This window comes from Nocardioides zhouii, from assembly GCF_004137345.1.
Lineage (GTDB): Bacteria > Actinomycetota > Actinomycetes > Propionibacteriales > Nocardioidaceae > Nocardioides > Nocardioides zhouii.
Genome location: NZ_SDWV01000020.1, coordinates 24,975 through 40,336, shown reverse-complemented (window position 1 = coordinate 40,336; position 15,362 = coordinate 24,975). Strand labels below are relative to the sequence as shown.

Annotated in this window: 13 protein-coding genes; 7 read left to right on the top strand and 6 right to left on the bottom strand. The window is 71.0% G+C overall.

What is annotated here, in order from left to right; all coding sequences use genetic code 11:
* Positions 1-138: 138 nt before the first annotated feature.
* From EUA94_RS17190 to EUA94_RS17170, 5 genes are all read left to right on the top strand, one after another.
* The gene (locus EUA94_RS17190; protein WP_207210604.1) at positions 139-717 is read left to right on the top strand and encodes a TetR/AcrR family transcriptional regulator; all 579 of its coding nucleotides are present in this window, start codon (positions 139-141) and stop codon (positions 715-717) included.
* Positions 718-2,451 (top strand): ABC transporter ATP-binding protein, encoded by a 1,734-nt coding sequence (locus EUA94_RS17185; protein WP_129428126.1) that lies wholly within the window; start codon positions 718-720, stop codon positions 2,449-2,451.
* A 2-nt stretch (positions 2,452-2,453) separates the two neighbouring features.
* Positions 2,454-4,469, top strand: coding sequence for an ABC transporter ATP-binding protein (locus EUA94_RS17180; RefSeq protein ID WP_129428125.1), 2,016 nt, complete (start codon positions 2,454-2,456; stop codon positions 4,467-4,469).
* A gap of 525 nt (positions 4,470-4,994) precedes the next feature.
* The gene (locus tag EUA94_RS17175) at positions 4,995-6,581 is read left to right on the top strand and encodes an MDR family MFS transporter (protein WP_340640867.1); all 1,587 of its coding nucleotides are present in this window, start codon (positions 4,995-4,997) and stop codon (positions 6,579-6,581) included.
* 67 nt (positions 6,582-6,648) lie between these two features.
* Complete coding sequence (locus EUA94_RS17170; protein WP_242494941.1) at positions 6,649-7,092, top strand: MarR family winged helix-turn-helix transcriptional regulator; 444 nt, start codon at positions 6,649-6,651, stop codon at positions 7,090-7,092.
* 84 nt (positions 7,093-7,176) lie between these two features.
* On the opposite strand, the gene EUA94_RS17165 is transcribed toward EUA94_RS17170, so the two are convergent.
* Positions 7,177-8,754, bottom strand: a complete 1,578-nt coding sequence (locus EUA94_RS17165) for a glycoside hydrolase family 13 protein (protein ID WP_129428123.1) — start codon at positions 8,752-8,754, stop codon at positions 7,177-7,179.
* 58 nt (positions 8,755-8,812) lie between these two features.
* Entirely contained in the window at positions 8,813-9,601 is a 789-nt protein-coding gene (locus EUA94_RS17160) for a hypothetical protein (RefSeq protein ID WP_207210603.1), read from the bottom strand.
* A 62-nt stretch (positions 9,602-9,663) separates the two neighbouring features.
* Here EUA94_RS17160 and EUA94_RS17155 point away from each other — a divergent pair, with 62 nt between their 5' ends.
* Positions 9,664-10,344, top strand: a complete 681-nt coding sequence (locus tag EUA94_RS17155) for an iron-dependent transcriptional repressor DtxR (RefSeq protein WP_129428121.1) — start codon at positions 9,664-9,666, stop codon at positions 10,342-10,344.
* Here EUA94_RS17155 and EUA94_RS17150 read toward each other — a convergent pair.
* The 3 genes from EUA94_RS17150 to EUA94_RS17140 are packed head-to-tail and all read right to left on the bottom strand — an operon-like array spanning position 10,341 to position 13,307.
* A complete protein-coding gene (locus EUA94_RS17150) occupies positions 10,341-11,165 on the bottom strand; it encodes a Sir2 family NAD-dependent protein deacetylase (protein ID WP_129428120.1) in 825 nt (274 codons plus the stop codon). The two genes, EUA94_RS17155 and EUA94_RS17150, sit on opposite strands and share 4 nt — an antisense overlap.
* Complete coding sequence (locus EUA94_RS17145) at positions 11,162-11,431, bottom strand: DUF2277 domain-containing protein (protein ID WP_129428119.1); 270 nt, start codon at positions 11,429-11,431, stop codon at positions 11,162-11,164. Before EUA94_RS17145 ends, EUA94_RS17150 begins: the two co-directional genes overlap by 4 nt.
* Before the next feature lie 28 nt (positions 11,432-11,459).
* Positions 11,460-13,307, bottom strand: a complete 1,848-nt coding sequence (locus EUA94_RS17140) for a beta-propeller domain-containing protein (RefSeq protein ID WP_165356953.1) — start codon at positions 13,305-13,307, stop codon at positions 11,460-11,462.
* 67 nt (positions 13,308-13,374) lie between these two features.
* Here EUA94_RS17140 and EUA94_RS17135 point away from each other — a divergent pair, with 67 nt between their 5' ends.
* On the top strand, positions 13,375-14,544 hold the full coding sequence (locus EUA94_RS17135; RefSeq protein ID WP_129428117.1) for a saccharopine dehydrogenase family protein: 1,170 nt from the start codon (positions 13,375-13,377) through the stop codon (positions 14,542-14,544).
* A 9-nt stretch (positions 14,545-14,553) separates the two neighbouring features.
* Here the strand turns inward: EUA94_RS17135 and EUA94_RS17130 are convergent, their stop codons facing one another.
* On the bottom strand, positions 14,554-15,336 hold the full coding sequence (locus tag EUA94_RS17130) for a metallophosphoesterase (protein WP_129428116.1): 783 nt from the start codon (positions 15,334-15,336) through the stop codon (positions 14,554-14,556).
* Positions 15,337-15,362: the final 26 nt, after the last annotated feature.

Sequence of the window (15,362 nt, the reverse complement as noted above, 5' to 3'; positions counted from 1 at the left end):
CATGAAGGCAGTTCGGCCGGGGATCAGCCGGGCTGAGCGTGGCTGGGGACTGCACCGGCGCGAACTGCCTGCATGGTGCGCGGTCCACTGCCACATCGTCGCTTGTGAGTGAGCGCTCACTCACTTACACTCGCCGACGTGACCCCTCGTGCCCGCCCGATGACCCCCGACGACCGCCGGGAGGCACTCGTCGACGCGACCATCCCGCTGCTCCACGAGCACGGCCGCACCGTCACCACCAAGCAGATCGCCGACGCGGCGGGTGTCGCGGAGGGCACGATCTTCCGGGTCTTCGACTCCAAGGACGACCTCGTCACCGCGGCCGTCGACAAGGCGCTCGACATGGAACCCTTCTTCGCCGACCTCGAGTCGATCGACCTCGACCAGGACCTGCGGGCGCGGCTGACCGACCTGTGCCGCCACCTGCAGGACCGCTTCCGCGGGATCTTCCTGCTGATGAGCGCGATGGGAATGGTCGGCCCGCCCAAGGCCCACCGACACATGGAGGACGGTCGGCGTCGGGCCGAGAAGATCATGGTCGCCGTGGTCGAGGCTGACGCCGACCGGCTCACCTGCACGCCGGTCCAGCTGGTCCACATGCTCCGGATGCTCACGTTCTCCGGGACCCACCCCCACATCAGCGACGGGCACATCCTCACGCCCGACCAGATCGTCGGCACGCTGCTCGACGGCGTACTGAAGAGCAAGGACTCCTGAATGCTGCTCCGTCTCGTCCGCACCTACCTCCGGCCGTACTCCGCCCCGCTGGCCGTCGTGGTCGCGCTGCAGTTCGTCGGCACGATGGCCGCGCTCTACCTGCCGAGCCTCAACGCCGACATCATCGACAAGGGCGTGGTGACCGGCGACACCGGCTACATCGTGCGCCACGGCGGGCTGATGCTCGCCGTCTCGCTCGTGCAGATCATCTGCTCGGTGATCGCGGTGTGGTTCTCCGCGCGCAACGCGATGGGGTTCGGCCGCGACCTGCGCGCCGCGATCTTCCACCGCGTCGGCACCTTCTCCGCCCGCGAGGTGCAGCAGTTCGGCGCCCCATCGCTGATCACCCGCGAGACCAACGACGTGCAGCAGGTTCAGATACTCGTGCTCATGGCCGGCACGCTGCTCGTCGCGGCGCCGATCATGATGGTCGGCGGCATCATCATGGCCGCCCGCGAGGACGTCGGGCTGTCCTGGCTCGTGCTCGCCGTGGTGCCGGTGCTCGGCGTCTCGATCGGCTTCATCGTGCGCAAGATGGTGCCGAGCTTCCGGCTGATGCAGGAGCGGATCGACGAGGTCAACCGGCTGCTGCGCGAGCAGATCACGGGCGTACGCGTCGTGCGGGCCTTCGTCCGCGAGGAGCACGAGGTCGAGCGGTTCCGGGGCGCCAACCAGCAGCTGACCGACGTGGCCGTACGCGCCGGTCGCTGGCAGGCCGCGATGTTCCCGACGGTGATGATCGTCGCCAACGTGGCGACGGTCGGCGTGCTGTGGTTCGGCGGGCACCGCGTCGAGAACGGGCACATGGAGGTCGGCGCCCTCACCGCGTACATCTCCTACCTCATGCAGATCGTGATGTCGGTGATGATGGCGATGTTCATGCTGATGATGGTGCCGCGCGCGTCCGTGTGTGCCGACCGAATCAGCGAGGTGCTCGACACCGAATCGTCGGTCGTGCCGCCGGCCGACCCCGTCACCGACCTGCCCCGACGGGTCAGCCTCGAGCTCGACCGCGTCACGTTCGCCTACCCCGGTGCCGACGAGCCGGTGCTGCGCGAGGTCACCCTGACCGCGCGGCCCGGCGAGACGGTCGCCATCGTCGGGTCGACCGGCGCCGGCAAGTCGACGCTCGTCAACCTGGTGCCCCGCCTCTTCGACGTGACCGGCGGCGCCGTACGCGTCGGCGGTGTCGACGTACGCGAGATCGGTCTCGACGCCCTGTGGTCGCGTCTCGGGCTGGTGCCGCAGAAGGCGTTCCTCTTCCGCGGGACCGTCGCCGACAACCTGCGCTACGGCAAGCCCGACGCCACCGAGGACGAGATGTGGGCGGCCCTCGAGATCGCCCAGGCGAAGGACTTCGTCGAGGCGATGCCCGACGGCCTGGACGCCGAGATCGCCCAGGGCGGATCGAGCCTCAGCGGCGGGCAGCGCCAGCGGATGGCGATCGCGCGGGCGGTCATCCGCCGCCCCGACGTCTACCTCTTCGACGACTCGTTCTCCGCGCTCGACCTCACCACCGACGCCAAGCTGCGCGCCGCGCTCAGACCGGTGACCCGCGACGCGACGGTGGTGATCGTCGCGCAACGCGTGGCGACCATCCGCCACGCCGACCGCATCGTCGTCATGGAGGACGGCGCCGTCGTCGGCACCGGCAGCCACGACGAGCTGCTCGCGACGTGCTCGACCTACCAGGAGATCGTCCAGTCCCAGCTCACCGCGGAAGAGGTGGCGTGAACATGAGCACCGACACCACCACCACTGGCGCCAAGGCCGAGCCCGGCACGCTGAAGGAGACCGAGCGCGTCCAGCAGGGACCCGGCGGCCCCGGCCGCGGCCCGATGGGCGGCGGGATGATCGGCCAGAAGGCCGACACCTTCTGGCCCTCCCTCAAGCGGCTGCTCGCGCGGCTGCGTCCCGAGCGCGCCAAGACGTACGCCGTCCTGGTGCTGACCGTGGTCAGCGTGGTCCTCACGGCCGTCGGCCCCAAGATCCTGGGCCGTGCGACCGACCTGATCTTCGCCGGCCTGATCGGCAAGGACGTGCTCGCGTCGGGCGCCACCCAGGAGCAGGCGATCGAGGCGCTGCGCGCCCAGGGCGAGGACCGGCAGGCCGACATGCTCGCGTCGATGGACCTGACGAACGGCGTCGACTTCTCCTCCGTCGCCGACGTGCTGATGATCGTGCTCGCCGTCTACGTCGCGGCCTCGCTGCTCGCCTGGCTCGGCGGCTACCTCCTCAACGACGTCGTCCAGGGGACGGTCCTGCGGATGCGCTCGGAGGTGGAGGACAAGGTCCACCGGCTGCCGCTCGGCTACTTCGACAAGCAGCCGCGCGGCGAGCTGCTGAGCCGCGTCACCAACGACATCGACAACGTCAGCCAGACGCTCCAGCAGACCCTGAGCCAGATGCTCACCTCGCTGCTCACGGTCTTCGCGGTACTCGGGATGATGTTCTGGATCTCGCCGCTGCTCGCGCTCGTCGCGCTGGTCTCGGTGCCGATCTCGATGTTCGTCACCGGCGCGGTGATGAAGCGCTCGCAGGGCATGTTCATCCAGCAGTGGCGCCGCACCGGCACCCTCAACGCCCACATCGAGGAGACCTTCTCCGGCCACTCGATCGTCAAGGTCTTCGGGCGCCAGGGCGAGGCCGAGCGGGTGTTCGCCGAGCAGAACGACGAGCTCTACGAGGCGTCGTACGGTGCCCAGTTCGTCAGCGGCCTGATCATGCCGATCATGATGTTCGTCGGGAACCTCAACTACGTCATCATCGCGGTGCTCGGCGGGCTGCGGGTCGCCAGCGGCACGATGTCGCTCGGTGACGTGCAGGCCTTCATCCAGTACTCCCGGCAGTTCACGCAGCCGCTGACGCAGGTCGCCTCGATGCTCAACCTGCTGCAGTCCGGCGTCGCGTCGGCCGAGCGGGTCTTCGAGCTGCTCGACGCCCCCGAGGAGCTCGAGGAGGAGCGCGGTCAGTCCGCTGCGATCGAGGACGCGCACGGCGAGGTCCGCTTCGAGGACGTGTCGTTCTCGTACGACCCCGAGCGGCCGCTGATCTCCGGACTGTCGCTCGTGGCGCAGCCCGGCAGCACGGTCGCGATCGTCGGTCCGACCGGTGCGGGCAAGACCACGATGGTCAACCTGGTGATGCGGTTCTACGACCCGCAGGCCGGGCGGATCCTCATCGACGGCGTCGACATCGCCTCGATCCCGCGCGGCGTGCTGCGTGGCCGGATCGGAATGGTGCTGCAGGACACCTGGCTCTTCGCCGGCACGATCCGCGACAACATCGCGTACGGCCGGCCCGGCGCCACGGAGGAGCAGATCCTCGAGGCCGCCCGGGCGACGTTCGTCGACCGCTTCGTGCACTCGCTGCCCGACGGCTACGAGACCGTCATCGACGAGGACGGCTCCAACCTGTCGGCCGGCGAGCGCCAGCTGGTGACAATCGCGAGGGCGTTCCTCTCCGACCCGGCGCTGCTGATCCTGGACGAGGCCACGTCCTCGGTCGACACCCGCACCGAGCTGCTGCTGCAGCAGGCGATGGCGGCGCTGCGCTCGGACCGTACGTCGTTCGTGATCGCGCACCGGCTCTCCACCATCCGCGACGCCGACCTGATTCTCGTCATGGAGGACGGCTCGATCGTCGAGCAGGGCTCGCACGAGGAGCTGCTGGCGGAGGGTGGCGCGTACGCCCGTCTCTACCGCTCGCAGTTCGAGTCGCCGGCCGAGGAGGCCGAGGCGTTAACCCATTGAGCGGCCCCGCCCCTCGACGTACGGTGGTCGTACACAGAAGGGAGGTGATCCGAAGAATGAGTTCTTTTCGGATGAGTGAGGTGGCTGCCCGCTAGGCAGCCCCCGGCATCGCCGACAGCTGCCGGCGAATTCACCGCAGCCACCCGACCCGCAGGCGCCCGGAGTCCATCCACCGGGGCCCTCTCACCAGGGGCAGCACGCCTGCGGGTCGCTGCATTTCCTGGGTGGCCTCCGCCTGCTGTCGCGATCCCCGGGTACCCGGGGAAACTGGAGCCTCCACCCCGAAACTTCGCGGGTGAGGCTCCAGTTTGGATAGGGAACCTCGGACCTCGGCGTCGTACGCCGGCGGGTAGTCCACCGGGAAATGGTCAACGTACGCCGTTCCGGACAGCCATTTCCCGGTGTACTACCCCGCCGCCGGTGTGGTGCAGGTCTCGTACGCCGTGGCTGGCATCCCCACCACCCTCGGCATATGGTTGTGGTCAGCAACTATTGCGATCGGCAACCACGAATCGAAGGCACGCAGTGACCCAGGCTCCCACCCTCACCGCCGAGCAGGCCGGCGAGATGACCCACCGCCAGGTGCTCGAAGCACTCAGCGGGCTCCTCCTCGCGATGTTCGTCGCGATGCTCTCGAGCACGATCGTCAGCAACGCGCTGCCGACGATCGTCGACGACCTCCAGGGCAGCCAGACCGGCTACACCTGGGTGGTCGTCGCGACGATGCTCGCGATGACCGCGACCACGCCGATCTGGGGCAAGTTCGCCGACCTCTTCGACAAGAAGCTGCTCGTGCAGACGGCCCTCGTGATCTTCTCGATCGGCTCGCTGATCGCCGGGTTCGCGCCTTCGATGGAGGTGCTGATCGGCGCCCGCGTCGTCCAGGGCCTCGGCGTCGGCGGCCTGACCGCGCTCGTCCAGGTCGTCATCGCCACGATGGTGTCGCCGCGCGAGCGCGGCCGCTACAGCGGCTACATCGGTGCGGTCTTCGCCCTCGCCACGGTCAGTGGCCCGCTCGTCGGCGGCGTGCTCGTCGACACCGTCGGCTGGCGCTGGTGCTTCTTCGCCGGCCTGCCGGTCGCGGCCCTCGCCTTCGTCGTGCTGCAGAAGACCCTGCGCCTCCCCGTCGTCAAGCGCGAGGTGTCGATCGACTACCTCGGCGCGTTCCTGCTGGTCGGCGGTGTCTCGATCCTGCTGGTCTGGGTCTCCCTCGGCGGACAGAACTTCGACTGGATCTCGTGGACCAGCGGCCTGCTCGTCGCCGGCTCGATCGCGATCATCGCGGCGGCCATCCACGTCGAGGCCAACGTCGCCAAGGACCCGGTCATCCCGCTGCACCTCTTCAAGGACCGCACCCTCACCCTCGCCACCGTCGCGTCGGTGCTGATCGGTGTCGCGATGTTCGGATCGACGGTCTACCTGAGCCTCTACTTCCAGCGCGCCAAGGACATGAGCCCGACCGAGGCCGGCCTGATGTCGATCTGCATGGTCGGCGGCCTGCTCGTGTCGAGCATCGTCAGCGGCCGCATCATCACCGCGACCGGCCTGTGGAAGCGCTGGCTCGTCGGCGGCATGGTCGCCGTCATCGTCGGCATCGCACTGCTCGCCACGATCGACGCGAGCACCCCGCTGTGGCACACCGGCATCTTCATGGCCGTCCTCGGCCTGGGCCTCGGCGCCACCATGCAGAACCTCGTGCTCGCCGTGCAGAACACCATCGCGCTCTCCGACATGGGCGCCGGGTCCTCGGTCGTCGCGTTCTTCCGCTCGCTCGGTGGCTCGGTCGGCATCGCCGCCCTGGGTGCCGTCCTGGCCCATCAGGTCGCCGACGCTGTGAAGGTCGGACTCGGCAAGCTCGTCGCAGAGCAGCCGGCGTACGCCGACGCCGTCAGCCACAGCACCGGCGGCATTCCGGACCTGTCCACCCTGCCCGAGCCGATCCGCGCGATCTTCGAGAGCGCGTACGGCGACGCGACCGGTCACATCTTCCTGGCCGCGCTGCCGTTCGCCGTGGCCGCGCTCATCGCCGTGCTCTTCATCAAGGAGGTCCCGCTGCGGACCTCGGTGAAGCGCGATGATGAGCTCATGGCAGAGGTCACCCCGCAGGCATGAGAACACCCCACGACGTTCTTCGTCTCCCCCGCTCCGCTCCTCCGTCGAACAACGCCGCAGGGACCCCGTGAGCACGCGCGACGACGACCTGCGTCGCATCGAGTCCGAGGTCGGCAGCCTGATCCGCCGCGTCAAGCGGGTGATGGGGGAGCGCGCCCGCGACGTGCACCCCGACCTGCACCCGATGACGTACGTCATCCTCACGCACCTGGCCACCAACGGCCCGATGCGCGGGGCCGACCTGAGCGACGCGTTCGGCATGGACAAGGGCGGGGTGAGCCGTCAGGTGCAGGCGCTCGTCGACCTCGGGCTGGTCGAGCGCCAGCCCGACCCTGAGGACCGCCGCGCGATCCTGCTCGACGCGACCGACGAGGGCCGCAAGCGCCTCGAGGTGATGGGCCGGCACCGCAGCGACCGCTTCGACGAGCGGCTCGCCGCCTGGAGCGACGCCGAGCTGGCCGGGTTCGCCGACAAGCTGGCGGCGTACAACACCGCCCTCTCCGACGACTGACCCGCCCTGCCCCTGGTACCTAGGGACGATTTGGTAGGTCGATCATGTGGATCGCCTACCAGAACGTCCCTAGATACCGAGGTGTCAGCGGAGCCAGGCAGCGGTGTCGACGGGCAGCGTGCCGCCGTCGGCGGGGCCGCTGGCGAGCAGCAGCTCGCCCTCGGGCAGCTCGACCGGGGTGGTGCCGCAGTTGAGCACGACCGTGAGCGGGCCGCGACGGAACGCGAGCACGTCGGTGCCGAGGTCGATCAGCTCGACCTCCTCGCCGGCAGACCAGGCGAACTCGCGGCGAGCCCGCAGTGCGTCGCGGTAGAACTCCAGCGTCGACGCCGGGTCGCCGGCCTGGGCCTCGACCGTGAGCGGCGCCCAGTCGGCCGGCTGCGGGATCCACGGCTGCGTCGAGCCGGGCCCGAAGGCGTACGGCGCTTCGGTGCCGCTCCACGGGATCGGCACCCGACAACCGTCGCGGCCGACCTCGCCGGTGCGGAGGTACGACGGGTCCTGGCGGTCCTCCGGGGCGACGTCGACCTGCTCGAGGCCGAGCTCCTCGCCCTGGTAGAGGTAGCTCGAGCCGGGCAGCGCGAGCATCGTCAGCGTCGCGGCGCGGGCACGGGCCAGGCCTTGCACGCCGCCGCCGTAGCGGGTGACGTGGCGTACGACGTCGTGGTTGCTGAGCACCCAGGTCGGGGCCGCGCCGACGCCCTCGACCGCGGCCAGCGTGTCGGTGATGACGTCAGCGAACGCCTCGGCCGACCACTCGGCGAGCAGCCAGGCGAAGTTGAACGTCTGGTCGAGCTCGTCGGGGCGGATGAAGGCAGTCATCGACTCGATCGTCTGGGTCCAGGCCTCCGCGACGGCCATCCGGTCGGCACCGGCCTCGTCGAGGATCGTGTTCCACGAGCGGTAGACGTCGTGGACCTCGGGCTGGTCCCACATCGGCTCGTCGGAGATCGTGCGCTCGACCATCTCGTGGGCGCTGCTCGCGGGCGTGCCGCCGGCCTCGACGACCTGGTCGCGCAGCGACGCCTCCTTGAAGAGGCCGTGGGCCACGTCGACGCGGAAGCCGTCGACGCCGCGGTCGAGCCAGAAGCGCAGCACGTCCTCGAACATCGCCGGGACCTCGGGGTTGCGCCAGTCGAGGTCGGGCTGGCTGGAGTCGAAGAGGTGGAGGTACCACTGGCCGTCGTCGACCTGGGTCCACGCCGGGCCGCCGAAGACGGACTTCCAGTTGTTCGGCGGGCCGTCGGGGGAGTCGCGGAAGAGGTAGCGGGCGCGCTCGGGGCTGCCCGGGCCGGCGGCCAGCGCGGCCTGGAACCACACGTGCTCGTCGGAGGTGTGGTTGGGCACGAGGTCGACGACGACGTGCAGGTCGAGGTCGTGGGCCCGCGCGATCAGGTCGTCGGCATCCGAGAGCTGGCCGAACAGCGGGTCGACGTCGCGGTAGTCGGCGACGTCGTAGCCGTGGTCGTGCTGCGGCGAGGTGTAGAACGGCGTGATCCAGAGCGCGTCGACGCCCAGGTCGGCGAGGTGCGGCAGGCGCGACGTGATGCCCGGCAGGTCACCGATGCCGTCGCCGTCGCTGTCGGCGAAGCTGCGGACGTAGATCTGGTACACGACGGCGTTGCGCCACCAGTGGACGTTTGGATCGATCAAATCAGCCATGTCCACATCCTCTCAACGAGGGGGGAGGGCCGGTCAAAACGGGACGCAGGCCGGGTGGCTATCGCGTCGGGGAGTGCCCGCCGAAGAGCTCGGCGTCGACGGCGATCCAGGTGTGCTCGGCAGTCGCCACCACCCGGCCGTCGGCGTCGTACAGCGTCGCGGCGGTGAGGGTCTTGCGTCCGTCCTGGCCACGCCCCTCGCCGACCACGACGTGTGGCTCACCGATCACCGGGAGGTCGTCGACCCGCGCGGTCATCCGGCCCAGCACCATCAGTCGTTCGGTGAGGTCGCCCGCCCAGCCGCCGATGCAGTCGAGCGCGGCCCAGGTCGCGGCCACCGACGCGCGCGGCGCGTCGTCGACGTACGTGTGCCAGTCCTCGTGCAGGCTGGGGTGCGGCGTCCACGGGGCCGCGACCAGCGCGCCGGCGGGCCCGTCGCCGGTCTGGCCGGGGAAGATCCGCAGGCCGTCACCCTCGCTGCGCGACGTACCGCAGGCGAAGCACGTCGGAAACGGGTGGAACTCGTGACCCGGGTACGACGACTCGGCCGCGGTCGCGACGTCGTGGGGGACGGGGTCGACCAGGCCCAGCTCGCGCTCGACCCGGTGGGCGGTGGCGACCACGGACCCGTCGAGCGAGGCGGTCAGGACGCCGCCCGCCTCGCTGACCTGGAGGGGCGTGTCGAGCGGAGGCGGCTGGCGCAGCGACACCTCGATCGTGGGCCAGCCGTCCGTACGGTCGTCGGGGGCGTCGGCGCGGTCGAGGGCAGCCAGTGCCCCGGCCGTCCAGCCGCCGTTGCCGGAGTCGGGCGGGCCGCAGAAACGCTGCGGCACGAGGAGTTCGGTCACCGGCCTCACTGTGCCACGGGTGGGCGGAGCGCGGCAGCCGCCGATGGGACACAATGGCCCGCGTGAGTGACCTGATCGACACCACCGAGATGTACCTCCGCACGATCTACGAGCTCGTCGAGGAGGACATCGTCCCGCTGCGCGCCCGCATCGCCGAGCGGCTGCACCAGTCCGGGCCGACGGTGTCGCAGACGGTCGCCCGGATGGAGCGCGACGGGCTGCTGACGGTGGAGGGCGACCGGCACCTCGAGCTCACGGAGGAGGGCCAGCTGCTGGCCACCCGCGTGATGCGCAAGCACCGCCTCGCCGAGCGCCTCCTCACCGACGTGATCGGCCTCGACTGGGAGCTCGTCCACGCCGAGGCCTGCCGGTGGGAGCACGTGATGTCGGAGACCGTCGAGCGCCGCCTGCTCGAGCTCCTCGACCACCCCACCGAGTCGCCCTACGGCAACCCGATCCCGGGGCTCGACGAGCTCGGCGACGTCAGCGGCGAGGACTTCATGACCGACGTCGAGCCGCTCTCGGCGGCCGCCGGCGCCGAGGACCAGCTGGTCCACGTCAAGCGGATCTCCGAGGAGATGCAGAAGGACGAGGAGCTGATGGGCCTGCTCCGCCGCGTCGGCGCCCTGCCCGGAAAGACCGTCACCATCGCCCGCACCGACGAGGGCATCCTCATCGGCTCCGGCGGCGAGACCGCCGAGCTGGTGGTCGAGGCGGCCGAGCACATCTTCGTCCGCCGCTAGGCGACCCGCGCGGCGAGCTCTGCGAGGAACTCGCTGCACCCCACCTCGAGCTTGTACGACGCCAGGTCGTCGCCGCGGGTCACGCCACGGTTCACGATGACGATCGGCGTGCCTCCCTGGGCCGCGCGCTTCACGAACCGCAGCCCGCTCATGACCGTCAGCGACGACCCCGCGACGAGGAGCGCGCCACCACTGCCGAGCGCCTCGACGGCGGCGTAGCAGCGGGCCACCCGGTCAGCGGGCACGTTCTCGCCGAAGAAGACCACGTGGGGCTTGAGCGGACCGCCGCACGCGCAGGTCGGCACGACGAAGTCGTCGGTCTCGTCGAGGTCGACGTCACCGTCGGGGTTCGAGAGCGCCGAGGCGTGCCGCTCGATCCAGTCGGGGTTGAGCTCGTCGAGCACCCGCTCCAGGTCCGCGCGCGACGACGTCGCGCGGCAGGTCAGGCAGACCACGTCGGCGACCCGGCCGTGGAGGGCGACGAGGCGCCGCGAGCCGGCGGCCTCGTGCAGCCCGTCGACGTTCTGCGTGATGAGCAGCAGGGGGTCGAGCTCGGCGAGCGCGCGGTGGCCGTCGTTGGGCTCGGCGCGCCCCATCCGCTGCCACCCCACGTGGCTCCGCGCCCAGTAGTGCCGCTGCGCCTCGGGCGTCGCGACGAACTCCTGGTAGGTCATCGGCGCCCGCGCCGGGGCGCCCGGGCCGCGGTAGTCCGGGATGCCGGAGTCGGTCGAGAGCCCCGCGCCGGTCAGCACGACCAGCGGCCGGGTCGCTAGCAGGTCGAGCGCGGTCGCCTCGCTCGCCCGGGTCGACGCCAGCGTCACGCGCCGTACCGGACCCGCGCGCGGGCTCGAGCCTTGTCCGCCTCGACCTCGCGGTTCTTCGGGGGAGCGGTCGTCACCAGGTCCTCGAGCAGGTGCTCGGTCACGTGGGCGATCTCCTTCACCGCGGCGTAGAACGCGTCCTCGTTGGCCTGGGACGGCTTGGTCGTCCCGGCGATCTTGCGGACGTACTGCAGCGCAGCGGCCGTCACCTCGTCACTCGACGCGGGCGGCTCGAAGTTGTTGAGCGGGCGGATGTTGCGGCACATTCCCCGAGAATACGTCGACCAGCCAGGGCTAGACCCTGAAGAAGGAGACGTCCTCGCCCGTCACCAGCGCCACCTTGCCCGACGCCACCGGCACGAGGCGTACGTCCGCGACGTCGCTGCCGTGCTCCACCTCGACCATCCGGTTGGTCATCGAGCCGTCGTCGAGCGACAGCACGGAGACCCAGCCGGTGGTGCCGCTCCAGCCCTGCGAGACGACGGTCAGCGCCACGCGCTGCTCGGGCAGCCAGGTGAACTGCCGCGGGTCGGCGCCCGCACCGGCGAAGGTGTCCCGGTCGTAGCGGACGACGTCGATCTGGCGCGGGCTCGTGAGGTCGGTGACGTCGAAGAGCGCCGCCTGTGCGCCGCGCGTCATGCCGTCGAGGCTGGCGTCCTGGCCCATCCCGATGAGCCGGTGCTCGCCGAGCGGGTGGAGGTACTCCGAGAAGCCGGGGATCTTGAGCTCGCCCAGCAGCCGCGGGTCGGAGGGGCTGCTCAGGTCGATGGCGTAGAGCGGGTCGGTCTGCCGGAAGGTCACGACGATCGCGAGGTCGTCGAACCACCGCACCGACTTGATCTGCTCGTCGACGCCGAGGTCGTCGACCCGGCCGTCCTCGACGAGGTCGGACCCGTCCTCGCGCAATGTCAGCACCGAGTTGAAGTTGCCGGTCTCGCTGCTCGGCCCGACCGCGACCCGCAGCGATCCGCCGACGGCATCCATCGACCAACGGTCGGCGATCGTGCCCTCGACCTCACCGGAGGCGACGTACGTCGTCTCGGCCCGGTCGAGCGCGAAGGCGAAGATCGGCGTCGTGCCGGTCGGGGCGAAGCCGCCCATCCTGCAGTCCAGGCAGTCGTCCCACATGCCCCACTGCGGTCCGCCGGCCGCGAGGTAGAAGCGGTCGGTCGAGAAGTACGACGTGTCCGAGTCGGTCGCGACCGCCGTCGTGGTGCGGCTCGTCGGCGACGCGGGGTCGAAGGCGACGACCGTGGTGGTGCCGAGCGCGATCTCCTCGTCGTCGGGGACGGCGACGTCCTCGCAGTCGACCAACGGGTCGCCGTCGACGGTCGGCAGCCAGTCGGCCAGCGTCGTGTCGCGCACCAGCGACCGGTTGCGCAGCCGTGAGCGGATCTGGCCGAGGGTGCCGTCGGGGTAGGAGAAGTCGAGCTCCGGCAGCCCGTTCTGCAGCACGACGCGTACGACGTCGCCGTGCAGGCGCACGGCGGACGCACGCCCGCGGATCGTGGTGGCGTCGACGATGCTCGGCGAGCTCGGGTCGGAGAGGTCGACCGTCGTGATCGTGGTCGACAGGCCGTCGTCCGACGTGCCGAGCACGACGGCGCGGCCGCCGACGAACAGCAGCTCGCCGCCCGGGTCGCCGACCAGGCCGTTGCCGCGGGCGTCGTCGATGCGGGTGGACGACAGGAGCGAGGGCTCGTCGCCGGAGACGTCGTAGGCCAGCAGCTCGCCGTCGCGCATCCGGAGCAGCAGCGAGCCGGCGACCTTGACCACGTCGGACTCGTCGACGCCGAGCTCCTGGACGTTGGTGCCCGACTCGTTGCTGGTCGAGCGCGAGGTCGTGACGGCGGACCGCTCGCTGCCGGCGGCCGAGGCGCTGGGGGACTCCGCGTCGGACTGCGAACCGAACATGACGATCCCGCCGCCGCCCCAGCCGTAGGGGCCGACCTGCTCGAGCGCGCGCTCGACGTAGGAGTCGAGCAGGTCGTCGCAGCTGCCGGCGACGGTGAGGTCGGCGTTGGCGAGGGCGATGGGCGGCGCCGTCGGCGGCACGTTGCGCGAACCCGGGTCGTTCCCCAGTGCGTAGCCCACGCCCACTGCCGCGGCGAGGGTGGTCGCGGCCGCGACAGTGGTGGTCATCCTGCGAAGGCTCATGGCGGTGGGACGGCCGGACGGGGGGCCCGGTTCCGCGTGGGACGATGGCGCGATGAGCGACTCGCGTGACTTCGACCTCGTCCTGTTCGGAGCCACGGGCTTCACCGGTGGCCTCACTGCTGACTACCTCGCGGCGCACGCTCCGGCCGTTCTGCGCTGGGCGATCGCCGGTCGCAACGCCGACAAGCTCGAGGACGTACGCCGCCGGCTGGCCGATGACGCGGGCGCCGAGGTCGAGGTGCTGGTCGCCGACGCGACCGACCCTGCGGCCCTCGCCGACGTGGTCCGCCGCGCGCGCGTCGTCGTGACGACGATCGGCCCCTACCTCGAGCACGGCGGCCCGCTGGTGGCGGCCTGCGCCGAGGCCGGCACCGACTACCTCGACCTCACCGGCGAGCCCGAGTTCGTCGACCAGACCTACCTCGCGCACCACCAGACCGCCGTCCGCACGGGCGCCCGGCTGGTGCACGCCTGCGGCTTCGACTCGATCCCGCACGACCTCGGCGTGTACTTCACCGTCCAGCAGCTGCCGTCCGACCAGCCCATCACCCTGCGCGGCGTCGTCCGGTCCGCCGGCACGTTCTCCGGCGGCACGTTCCACTCCGCGCTCAACCAGTTCTCGCGGGCCAGGGACATGCGGACGACGTACGCCGCTCGCCGTCGCGCCGAGGGCAAGCCCGCCGACGGTCGCTCGTCGCGGTCGGTCGGCGGCAAGCCGCACCGCGACCCGGTGCTGGGCTACTGGCTGCTCCCGCTGCCGACGATCGACCCGATCATCGTCGCGCGCAGCGGCGCCGCGCTGCCGGCGTACGGCCCGAAGTTCCGCTACTCGCACTGGGCGGGCACCAAGACGCTGCGCTACGCCGCGGGCGGTGCGGCCGCGGTCGGCGCCCTCACCGTCGCCGCGCAGGTGAAGCCGCTGCGCGACTTCCTCAAGAGCAAGGTGCCGCAGGGCTCGGGACCCGACGAGGCCAAGCGCGACCAGTCGTGGTTCACCGTCGACTTCGTCGGCGCGGCCGGCGGGACGACGGTCCGCACGCGCGTCTCCGGCGGCGACCCGGGCTACACCGAGACCGCGAAGATGCTGTCGGAGGCGGCGCTGTGCCTCGCCTTCGACGACAACCCGGACACCTCCGGCCAGGTCACCCCGGCGCAGGCGATGGGCGACGCGCTGCTCGCGCGGCTGCAGGCCGCGGGCATCCGCTTCGAGACGGTCGCCTGACGGGTCGGGCTATGCCGGGTCGCTGAGGGTCGCCAGGTCGAGCAGCCGGACGTTGGCCGGGTCGCCGTTGGCCGCGAGCGACCAGATCGTCGTGTCGTGGTCCGCGCCCGGGAGGCGTACGACCGCCTCGCCGGCGACGTGGAAGTGGCCGTGTGCGACAAGCCGCGGGCGTACGCCGAGCACCGCGCGGGTCACCTGGGCCATGCCCGCGTCGGCCTCGGCCAGGATCACCTCTGGCCAGTCCATCGGGTTGCCGCGGACGATCTCGGCCACCGGAGGCGTGCACAGCGGGGGCGCCGGGCTGTCGTGGAGGAACATCACGTCGGCCTGCCCACCGGCGAGCGTCAGGTCGACGTGCTCGTCGGTGATCACCTCGCCCGGCCACCAGCTCACGCCCTCGGTCAGCAGCAGCCGGTTCACCGATGGAGCGCCACCGAGGGCCACGAGCGACCGCCCGTCCAGCTCCCAGCGGTGGCCGCGCGGCAGCAGTGAGACGTGGTCGCTGACCTCGAGGGGCAGCGGCGTGCCATCGATGTCCTGGTGCGCCGGGTCGGCCCACAACGCCTTGAGGCGCGCCCAGTGCTCGTGGTTGCCGGTGATGCAGAGCAACCGCAGTCCGACCTCGGCGCACACCGCTTCGATGGCCGCGAGGTAGCCGTCGGGGTCGGCTCCCATCCCGAACCGCAGGTCGCCCAGCTGGACGGCGACGTCGACCTCCCGACCCAGCGCACGGAGGACCTCGACCGCCCAGTCGCGATCACCCTCGAGGTCGCCGACGAGTCCGATGATCACGCGGACGAGCCTGCCACGAGCCGACG

What these genes read in the sequence shown, in the direction of transcription:
- EUA94_RS17185 (WP_129428126.1), top strand. Translation starts at nt 718, where the DNA reads ATGCTGCTCCGTCTCGTCCGCACCTACCTCCGGCCGTACTCCGCCCCG.
- EUA94_RS17180 (WP_129428125.1), top strand. Translation starts at nt 2,454, where the DNA reads ATGAGCACCGACACCACCACCACTGGCGCCAAGGCCGAGCCCGGCACG.
- EUA94_RS17165 (WP_129428123.1), bottom strand. Translation starts at nt 8,754, where the DNA reads ATGGCTGATTTGATCGATCCAAACGTCCACTGGTGGCGCAACGCCGTC.
- EUA94_RS17145 (WP_129428119.1), bottom strand. Translation starts at nt 11,431, where the DNA reads ATGTGCCGCAACATCCGCCCGCTCAACAACTTCGAGCCGCCCGCGTCG.
- EUA94_RS17140 (WP_165356953.1), bottom strand. Translation starts at nt 13,307, where the DNA reads ATGACCACCACTGTCGCGGCCGCGACCACCCTCGCCGCGGCAGTGGGC.
- EUA94_RS17135 (WP_129428117.1), top strand. Translation starts at nt 13,375, where the DNA reads ATGAGCGACTCGCGTGACTTCGACCTCGTCCTGTTCGGAGCCACGGGC.